The organism is Lamprobacter sp. (assembly GCF_034860625.1).
Classification (GTDB): Bacteria; Pseudomonadota; Gammaproteobacteria; order Chromatiales; family Chromatiaceae; genus Lamprobacter.
The window spans coordinates 1-8968 of the sequence record NZ_JAYESN010000147.1 but is presented as its reverse complement, the minus strand read 5'-3'; the positions used below and the strand labels follow the sequence as shown (position 1 = coordinate 8968).

General features: G+C 66.9%; 11 protein-coding genes. All 11 read left to right on the top strand.

Annotation, left to right across the window (positions count from 1 at the left end; translation table 11 throughout):
* On the top strand, positions 1-828 hold an 828-nt coding region (locus VBE63_RS22035; RefSeq protein WP_323685172.1), incomplete at its 5' end, for a TraK domain-containing protein.
* Positions 825-2144, top strand: a complete 1320-nt coding sequence (locus tag VBE63_RS22030; RefSeq protein ID WP_323685171.1) for a TraB/VirB10 family protein — start codon at positions 825-827, stop codon at positions 2142-2144. The genes VBE63_RS22035 and VBE63_RS22030, both read left to right, overlap by 4 nt.
* Before the next feature lie 104 nt (positions 2145-2248).
* Positions 2249-3004, top strand: a complete 756-nt coding sequence (locus VBE63_RS22025) for a hypothetical protein (protein WP_323685170.1) — start codon at positions 2249-2251, stop codon at positions 3002-3004.
* Positions 3001-3222 carry a conjugal transfer protein TraV gene (locus VBE63_RS22020; RefSeq protein ID WP_323685169.1) on the top strand — a complete coding sequence of 74 codons (222 nt, stop codon included), beginning with the start codon at positions 3001-3003 and terminating at the stop codon, positions 3220-3222. The genes VBE63_RS22025 and VBE63_RS22020 overlap by 4 nt, the downstream gene beginning before the upstream one ends.
* Before the next feature lie 8 nt (positions 3223-3230).
* The gene (locus tag VBE63_RS22015; protein ID WP_323685168.1) at positions 3231-3707 is read left to right on the top strand and encodes a TraV family lipoprotein; all 477 of its coding nucleotides are present in this window, start codon (positions 3231-3233) and stop codon (positions 3705-3707) included.
* A 98-nt stretch (positions 3708-3805) separates the two neighbouring features.
* The gene (traA, locus tag VBE63_RS22010; protein WP_323685167.1) at positions 3806-4201 is read left to right on the top strand and encodes a TraA family conjugative transfer protein; all 396 of its coding nucleotides are present in this window, start codon (positions 3806-3808) and stop codon (positions 4199-4201) included.
* 144 nt (positions 4202-4345) lie between these two features.
* Complete coding sequence (locus VBE63_RS22005) at positions 4346-4588, top strand: RRXRR domain-containing protein (RefSeq protein ID WP_323685166.1); 243 nt, start codon at positions 4346-4348, stop codon at positions 4586-4588.
* Complete coding sequence (gene traC / locus VBE63_RS22000) at positions 4585-6990, top strand: type IV secretion system protein TraC (RefSeq protein ID WP_323685165.1); 2406 nt, start codon at positions 4585-4587, stop codon at positions 6988-6990. The genes VBE63_RS22005 and traC overlap by 4 nt, the downstream gene beginning before the upstream one ends.
* Positions 6980-7330, top strand: a complete 351-nt coding sequence (locus VBE63_RS21995; RefSeq protein WP_323685164.1) for a hypothetical protein — start codon at positions 6980-6982, stop codon at positions 7328-7330. Before traC ends, VBE63_RS21995 begins: the two co-directional genes overlap by 11 nt.
* Entirely contained in the window at positions 7327-7860 is a 534-nt protein-coding gene (lepB, locus tag VBE63_RS21990; protein ID WP_323685163.1) for a signal peptidase I, read from the top strand. The genes VBE63_RS21995 and lepB overlap by 4 nt, the downstream gene beginning before the upstream one ends.
* A 115-nt stretch (positions 7861-7975) precedes the next feature.
* A partial coding sequence (locus VBE63_RS21985; RefSeq protein WP_323685162.1) for a TrbC family F-type conjugative pilus assembly protein occupies positions 7976-8968 on the top strand: 993 nt, incomplete at its 3' end.

Genomic DNA, 8968 nt, shown 5'->3' with positions numbered 1-8968 from the left:
GACTCCAATCCGGACGAACCCGCAGTCCTCGCCCTGGGACCGCGTACCATCACCGTGGCACCCGGCGCCAATGCCATCCTGGAACTGGCGATCGATCACCTCAATCGCATCGTCACCCCGTTCGAGCGACCCTCAGTGCGCACCGTCTCCGACCTCAGCACCGAGGTCGAGGGCAAGGTCGTCTATGTCGCTACCGCCAGTGAGGTTCCGGCGACGCTCTACATCAGCGCCGGCGATGCCTCAGGGACCACGATCGCGTTGACCCTGGCGCCACGCCGCGTCCCACCGCGCGAGATCCGTCTTCAGGTCCCCGGCTACCGAGCGGCCCAGACCTCGCCCAAGACCCCGGCACAGACCGCCCCGGCTCCGCAGCCCGAGCCTACCCCGGTTGCGCTGAGTCCGGCGCGCTCGGCTCTCTGGCAGCAGCCACTGCCGTATCTGCAGACCCTGACCGCGGCCCTGCGTGATCTGGCACGCGGTGAGGTGCCCGAGGGCTTTCGTCCTGGCTCCGTTCGGTCGGAGGATCGGCTGCGTTGTGAGGCTCACGGACTGCGGGCGTCGGATCTGGAGGTCCACAAAGGCGAACACCTGACACTCCTGAAGGCGACGCTGCGCTACAGCGGTCAGGAACCTCTCGGGATGACCCCGCACCACTGCCGCCCACGCGGCAACGCCGTGATTGCCGCTCAGGCGACCTGGCCCCGCACAGAGCTGCGTAACGGTGAGGAGACCCAACTCTTGCTCGCGTTGCGAACGGGTGAATCCGTTGTGCCGTTGCCTGCTGGTCCGGGGCTGACAGCGACCCAGCGATCGGAGGGCCGCCGATGACCCAACTCACCGACCATTGGGCCCAACTGAGCCCGAAAGCGCGCCGAGCACTGACCCTGAGCGCCGGCGGCGCGGTGATCGCCGGACTCGCCTGGCTGATGGCCACCGCGCCCGGCCAGCATCAGCCGGGTCAGGGCGAGCGCGAGCGCCTGGTGACCAATCTGCTCACCGACGTCGATCCTCGCGATCTGGGTATCGATGGTCTGGGCCGACGGCTGAAGCGCCTGGAAAGCGATGTACGCGGCATCGCCCACAACCTGGAGAAGGTTGGCCTGAGCGTCGCCGACGACAGCAGCCAGAGCCGGCTGGTGCAGACCCTGCGCAGCGAGCGCGAGGCGGAGTTGAAGACGCTGCGCACTGAGGTGCGGGGCTTGCGTGATGATCTGCAGACGCGTCTTGCCGAACGGGCTGATGCTGGCATCGCTGAGCCGTCGTCAGTCTCAATCACTGACGCCAACGCCGATGCCGGTCGCTTTACCCCACCCGCCGCTGGCGAACGAAACCGGCCAACAGTGGAGCCAACCGCACCACCGAGCCTCGATCAGCTGTTTCAGCCGCCAGCTGATCCCGGCATCGCTGCCGCCAACACACCCAAGACCCCCACCCGCAGCCTCAACATCCGCCGCGTCGCCGATGCCGATGCGCCGCCACCACCCACTCCCGAGGAGGCCGCCGAGGCCGCCGTCCCCGAGGTGCGTATCCCGGCCCGCAGCATCCTGCGCGGGGTGCTTTTATCTGGTCTCGACGCGCCGACCGGTCGTGCTGCGCGCCAGGACCCCTATCCGGCACTGCTGCGCCTGAAACACACCGCCATCCTCCCGAACCGCTACCGTGCCGATGTACGCGAGTGCTTCCTGCTGGTCGGCGGCTACGGGGACCTGGGCTCAGAGCGGGTCTATCTGCGCGCTGAATCGATCAACTGCGTGCGACACGATGGCCGCACCCTGGAGGTCGCGGTCGACGGCTATGCGGTCGGCGAGGACGGCAAGGTCGGCGTGCGTGGGCGCCTGGTCAACAAGCAGGGGCAGGTCATCGGTCAGGCGCTGCAGGTGAGCTTCCTGCAGGGCTTCAGCCAGCTGTTCTCGACCGTGCCCGCAGCAACAGTCGCCACCGGCAGCGGCGCGGTGCCGTTCCAGCAGGTGTTCTCCGGGGCGGCGATGCAGGGTGCCATGCTCTCGGGGACCGGCGAGGCCCTGGAGCGTCTGGCCGAGTACTACCTGGATATGGCCGAAAACCTGTTCCCGGTACTTGAGGTCGACGCTGGGCGTGGCATCGAGGTGATCCTCAATCGCGGTGTGGGGCTGAAACTGCCATGAGCGTCGCAAAAGCTGGCGATTTTGCGTTCCTTTCGCCGTCGCGCCGAGCCAGTTGGACGGGGCAAGCTGTGTCTCACCGATTCACTGCCTGGCGATTGATGCCCATGTCGCTCTCCCGCTGTCGTCCTTTCAACCTGTCCCGATCGACCCTGTCACTGTCTGCACTGGCGCTGGCCGTTGCGACCCAGGCGGCCCTCAGCGCGCCGCCGATGCCGCCAGCGCTGAGTGATCTCTCAGCGCGCATCCAGGCCTCACTCGAGCTGCCGGGGACCCGGGTGCAGATGCTCGACCTGGATGGCCAGGCGGTCTACCTCGCCGGTGGTGGGCGCTATGCCTTCACCGGTCCCGCATGGGATCTCTGGCACGGGGTCGAGCTGCAGGATGTGGCACAGGCCAGTGCCTTGGCCGGTCGGCTCGATCGGGATCGGCTGCCACTCGATGCGGTGGATTTGGGGGCCTTGCCGTTGAATGCCGACCTCCTGGCGGAGGACAGCCTCTGGGTCTTCGTCGATCCGCTGTATCCGGCGGGACGCGAGGTCTTGGCGGAACTGCGCGATACCGGCATCCCGGCCCAGGTCGTGCTGCTTCCGGTCGGTGGCCCGGAGTCGCTGGATCTGGCGCGGCGGCTGCGCTGTGCGCCCTCGGGCGAGGCCGCGCTGCGGGCGCTGATGGCGCGTGACTGGTCGGCCATCCCTGACGCTGTGACCGAGTGCGACACCCAGCCCTTGGTGCGGGCCTTGATCACGGCGCGTCTGCTCGGGGTCGAGCAGGTGCCGCTGCTGATCGCGCCGGATGGCCGGCTGCACCAGGGCGTCCCTGAGAATTTGGCTGCTTGGCTGGGGGAGGGCGATGCCGGATGAAGACTAGGGTTCTGCAACCTGTCTGCGCGCTGAGTCTGCTCTCAGCGGTGCTGGTGATCACCAGCGGCTGTGCCAGTCCACTGGGGCGTCCGCAGTTTGCCTGCGAGGGGCTGCCGAGCCGCCCGCTCTGTCTGTCGGTGACCGAGGTCTACCAACGCACCGAGGGTCAGGGGCCACCGCCGGCTGAGATGCTGACGAGAAAGGAGGGGCTGCGATGAGATCAGTCTTGTCTTCGTTCGCTGTGTTGTCTGGCAGCGCCCTGGTCCTGCTGCTGAGCGGTTGCAGCGGTTCGCTGCCAAAGGCGTTGCCCGAGGCGGTGCCTTCGACCAGGCCGGATACCCTGACCGCGCTGCAGGCACCGCAATCGATGTTGCCAGAGCAATCGCAGTCAGGTGCTTCTGCCAGCCGGATGCCCCGTCAAGCTTCGCTCGCTCAGAGCCCGGCTAACCCCAAGGCATCGCCGACCTCAGCGGCCTCGGAGGCAACGCCGCGAGCACCGGCACCCATCCGTGCCCCAGCCTCGGTCATGCGCGTCTGGGTCGCGCCTTGGGAAGACGCCGACGGCACCTTGCACGGCGCCAATCACCTCTTCATCGAGGTGCTGCCACGGCGTTGGCAGCTCGAGGGTGCCGTCTTGCCGGCTGCCGGGGTGCTGCAGCCGCTGCAGCTGGTCGAGCGTCGCCCACCCGAGCAGCGTCCATGAGCGTCAAGACCCGATCGTCGCGCGTACAACCGAGACCCCTACCTCTCACAACCCCGCGGCCGCCAAGGCCGCTCCATCCCACCCCGGAGACCGCCGCCATGGCATCCCATCCTTGTCTGAGTCCTCACCTGTGTTCCACCGTATCCGCCACCACCCAGTCCGTCCGGTCATCCTCCGCAGACCGACCTCATCATGGGTTCCTCGCCGCCACCCTGATCGGCGTCGGCGCCGCGGCCCTCACGCTCGCTCCGGAGGCGGCCATCGCCGGCACCGGCGGCACCGAGTTTCAGGCCACCTACGACATGCTGATCAGCTGGATGACCGGTCTGCTGGGCCGGATCATCGCCATCGCCTTCATCATCGTCGGCCTGATCGCGGGGGTTGCGCGCCAGTCGATCCTGTCCTTTGCGATCGGCATCGCCGCCGGCCTTGGCCTGTTCATGGCCCCCGACATCATCGATGCGGTGGTCTCGGCGACACTGCCGATCACCTGAGGCTCAGGTTGAACCGCTGAGTCCACGCCACCCCTCCCTGAATCGCCGCTGCTGACTGACCGGTCGCCCTGACCGAGACCGGACGGGACACCGTCCATCGTTCTCCGCTTTCTCTGTGCCCTTCCTTCACCAGGAGCCAAGACCATGCGAACCGATCGCGTGCGACGCCGGCGTGCGTCCCGTTCCCACGAGCTTGAGCGCGTCAGTGTGCTCGATCCCGTTGGCCATCTGCTCTCACCCTGTCATCCGGCCAGAGCCCGTGCTCTGCTGCGCCGTGGCCGCGCCTGGCTGGTGCGCGATGATCCGCCACTGATCCAGCTGTGCCGGATGGGCGAACCCGCGCCGATAACGGTCGCGGCGTCAACACCGGGGATGCCACCGCCATGACCCATCCCGCCAGACATTATCGCGGCGAGCGCCTGAGCACCCCGCTCAGCCCGCTGGCCTTCGATGCCGAGGCCAAGCTCTTCCTGCATGATGACGAGAGCCTCGGCTTCGGCTTTCTCTGTACCCCCTTATCCGGTCTGGAGGAGAGCACCGCCGAGCGCTTGTTGGTCCTGCTCAACCAGGACTGGCCCGCCGGCACCCTGATCCAGGTCGGCCTCTGGGCGAGTCCGGATATCGATGCGGCCTTGGCCCGGATGCTCGGCCTGCGACTGGATAGCCCGACCCCAGTGTTGCGCGAGGCGACCCGCCAGCGTGTCGACTTCCTGCGCCAGGGTGTCGAGCAACCGTTGGTGGTGGGCACTGCCTTGCGGGTGCGTGATCTGCTGCTGTTCATCAGCGTCAAGCTGCCATTGGCCTCTGGATTGCCAGAGCCGGCCGAGTATGCCGCCGCCAGAGAGCGCCGCGAGGCGTGCGAACAGGTGCTGGCGACTGCCGGCCTGCAACCCCAGGCCTTATCGTCGGATCACCTGGTGCGCCTGCTCGGCACCCTGCTCAACTGGGGCGAGGAGGCCGGTTGGCGTGCGCGGCTGATCCCTGAGTGCGATCCCCACCGGCTGATCCGCGAGCAACTGCTCGATCCGACCCATGCGCTGGAGGTCGATGCCGAGGGACTGACGCTCGGTGAGACGCGGGTGCAGGTGCTCTCCTGCAAGCGCTATCCCGACCGGGTCGGCTTCGGCGTCGCGGCGCGTTATCTGGGTGATCCGCTGTCTGGAACCCGCGGTATCGGTCACAACGCCTTGCTGACCATGACCCTGCATGTCCCCGATCAGGAGCGGCTGCGCGCCCGGCTCAAGGCGCAGCGCCAATGGGCGACCAACACCGCTTATGGCCCGCTGGCCAAGTTCCTACCCGAGCTGATCAGCCGCAAGCACGGCTTCGATGTGCTGTTCAGCGCCTTGGAGCAGGGCGACCGTCCGTTACAGGCCCATCTGAGCCTGGTCCTGTTCAGTCCCAAGGAGGAAGCCCAGGCGGTGCGCTCCAATGCCATCACCTATTGGCGCGAGCTGGGTTTTCAGCTGATGCCGGATCGGTACTTTGCGCTGCCGCTGTTTCTCAACAGCCTGCCGTTCGGTGCCGAGCGCAAGGCGATTCGCGACATGATGCGCTATCGGACCTTAGCAGCAAGACACGCGGTGGCCTTGCTCCCGGTCTTTGGTGACTGGAAGGGCACGGGTACGCCGGTGATCCAACTGCTCTCGCGTAACGGCCAGCTGATGGACCTGTCGCTGTTCGACTCGCAGAGCAACTACAACGCCGTGATCGCCGCCAGTTCCGGCGCTGGCAAGAGCTTCTTCACCAATGAGCTGGTCGCCGCCTCGCTCAGCACCGGCGCGCGCTGCTGGATCATCGATGTCGGGCGCAGCTACGAGAAACTTTGTAACGCCTTGGGTGGGCAGTTCATCGCCTTCACCGAAACCGCGGACCTCTGCCTGAACCCGTTCGAGCTGGTGCAGCGTTGGGAAGAAGAAGCCGATGTGGTCACCGCGCTGATCACCGCGATGGCGGCGCCGACCGAACCCTTGGGGGATTACCGCACCGCGGGGCTGAAGCGCATCCTGAAGACGGTCTGGGATCGGCTCGGTAACCAGATGAGCGTCGATGCGATCGCCGAGGCGTTGCTGGCCGAGTCTGATGCCCGGCTGCAGGATGTCGGCCGGCAGCTGTTCTCGTTCACCTCGTCCGGGGAGTATGGGCGGTTCTTCAACGGCCGCAACCGGATTGGCTTCACCGCGCCCTTGGTGGTGCTCGAGCTCGAGGAGCTGAAGAGTCGGCGGCATCTGCAGCAGGTCGTCTTGTTACTGCTGATCTACCAGATCCAGCAGGCGATGTACCTCGGCGAGCGCGCGCAGCCGAAGCTGGTGGTGATCGACGAGGCCTGGGACCTGCTCACCAATGGCGATGTCGGCAAGTTCATCGAGTCGGGCTATCGGCGCTTTCGCAAGTATGGCGGCGCGGCGGTGACCATCACGCAGTCGCTGGCAGATCTGTACACCCATCCGGTGGGCCGGGCGATCGCCGAGAACAGCGCCAACAGCTTTCTGCTCGCGCAACCCTCACAGGCCATCGATCAGCTGGCGGCGGAACAGCGCCTGCCGTTGCCGGCCGGGGCGGTGGAACTGCTCAAGACCGTGCATACGGTGCCGGGCGCCTATTCGGAGATCTGCTGCCTGACCAGCCTGGGTGGCGGCATCGGTCGTTTGGTGGTCGATCCGTTCCGGCAGTTGCTCTATAGCACGGCGCCGAAGGATGTGGCGGCATTGGAGCGGCTCCGGGCGCAGGGGCTGGGCACGGTCGAGGCGATCAAGGCGTTGATCGAGGAGCGGCGGCATGGGCGTTGAGCAGCGTACAGGCGCTGTCAGTGAGCCCGCGATGGCGTCTTTGACAACGCCTCTGCGTTGGTTTCTGACGCTGCTGTTCGGGGCGGTGCTGGCGGGTGCTGTGGTGGGGCTGGGGATCAGCCAGAAGCGCTTGGCCGCACTGGCGGGGGACGCTGCACGTCAGCCGCCGGTGGTCATCCTCTCGGTCGCCGATGCGGTACGCGCCGGGCTTGATGCGGGGCAGATCCGGGTGTTCTCCGAGCGTCTGGCCGAGCGAGGGTTTTTGGTCCTCGATGCGCAGGCGGTGCTGGCCGCACCGGCGGAATTATCGCTGCCACTGGGCGAGGAGGCGGGCCGATGAGGGTGCGCGCAGATCAAACCCGTCCACGCCAGCCCTGGGACCGGTTCCTGCTGAAGGCCCTGGCGGTGCTAACGCTGATCCTGGTGATCGGTAGTCTGCTCTGTGGGCGCTTTCGTCTGGGTCTCGATGATCAGGAGGCGCTTTGTCTGCCGCCGTATCGCTGGTATCTGATCGATACTTGGGATCGGCAGCTCGAGGTCGGGCAATTGGTGGCTTTTGCTGCGACTGAGGCGATGGTGCCGTATTTCACGGTCGGACAGACGGTGATCAAGCGGGTGGTGGGCGTGGCGGGCGATCGCGTTGCGGTCGATGTGGCGGGGACAAGGATCAACGGGGTGATGCGCCCGAACAGCGACCCGGCCCTGGCGACGACCCTGCAGCAGCCGGTGCGTGCCTTCGAGCGCGCGGAATTCGAGGTGCCGCGCGATCACCTCTGGGTGATGGGCGACACGCGCGATAGCTTCGATGGCCGCTATTGGGGAGCGTTACCGATCGAGCAGGTGCAGGGGCGGGCCTATGCGTTGTTTTGAGGCTGTCGCGCTTGCTCGGTGCTTGAGGCCTTCCTGCTCCAGGGGTGGCCCCGTTCGGTCGGCTGCTAGCCTGCCCTTGAGGGCTCGCCATATTCTGACATTCGCTGGTTGCGCCATGGCCGTGGTCGGTGCCGGTGCGGCTGCCGAGTGGCCGATGGTTCAGGCTGAGCAAGGTGTCGATCAGGCACTGTCGCCCATCCGGGCGCAAGCACAGGCGATTGCGCAGCGTGTAGAAGGCCAACCGCTGCCGGCGTGGCTGCGGGCGCGGGTTCCGTTGGTTGGGCAAGTCCAGCCGGGTCTGAACACCCCTGATGACCTCAGCGGTTTGCTGGAAGACGCGCGGCAACACGTGGGGTCCGTTGATCGGATGCGGTCAGTCTGCGCGACCCTGGGCACGGACTGCGGGCTTGATGAGAGTGCATCCAGTGTCTCGACGTCCGCTGATGCCGATCCATCCCAGCCGGCGATGGGCGAGCCTTCCAGAACCTACCTGCTGTTCGCCTCCCGCTCCCTGGGCGAGGCGTCCCTGCGCGAGCTGTTCGCGCTAGCCAGTGGCCGGCCCGAGCTGCGCATCCTGTTTCGCGGCGTCGACGAGGGGGAATCGCTGATCGCCTTTGCCGCCAGCCTGCGCGGGCTGCTCGAGGGACTCGATCCGCCGCCAAACGTGCTGCTCGATCCAACACCGTTTCGGACCTATGGCATCACGGCGGTGCCGACGCTGATCGCGTTGGAGCGGGATGGAGCCGACTGGACCGAGCGCGCCCGCGTCGCCGGTCTGATGAGCAGCGATTGGCTCGAACAGGCGCTCAAAGCCGGTCGCCAAGGCGACCTCGGCACCCGCGGCTCGGTCACCGAGATCCGCGAGCCGGATCTGCTCGCCGAAATCGAACGCCGCCTGGCCGCGCTGGATTTGACCGCGATGAAGACCCGCGCCCTCGAGCGGGCGTTCGGTCGTCTGCACCTGGAGCATCTGCCGGTCGCCACCGAGGATCGCACCCGTTGGATCGATCCGACGCTGACCGCGGCAGCGGATATCCGGCTGCCAGACGGCGCACTCCTGGTCGCCGCCGGGGAGGCGGTCAATCCACTCGAGCAACTGCCCTTCACT